General features: G+C 38.3%; 1 protein-coding gene. It reads right to left on the bottom strand.

Annotated features, from left to right (window positions below; translation table 11 throughout):
- Positions 1-287: hypothetical protein (locus VJI93_RS08680; RefSeq protein ID WP_324009301.1), on the bottom strand; the 287-nt coding region annotated here is incomplete at both ends.

The following is a 287-nucleotide window of genomic DNA, read 5'->3' as shown; positions in this document are numbered from 1 at the left end:
AATGTTCCAATCTAAACGTGCAAACAATTTATTGCTTTTTGAGAAAATGCTGTAGTTGTTATATGCGCCCGGGTCATATGTTCCGTTTGGATTATAATTGGCAACTCCTACAGGGGCATTTGTTCCTGTAGCAACTCCAAAAGATGTTGGCATAAAAGTGGCACTTTTCAAACTATCTGTAATTTGCTGGGCTATGGCCGTGGTCATAAAAGTTCCGCTTTGACCCGCCTGATAAAATAGTGGTTCCAGCCTGTCTGTATTTTCATAGTTTGTAAATAAAAATAATT

The sequence above is a fragment of the Parvimonas sp. M20 genome (assembly GCF_035282425.1).
In the GTDB taxonomy this organism is placed as follows: domain Bacteria; phylum Bacillota; class Clostridia; order Tissierellales; family Peptoniphilaceae; genus Parvimonas.
Note: the sequence above shows the minus strand (reverse complement) of the source record. Positions and strands in the feature narration are given on the sequence as shown.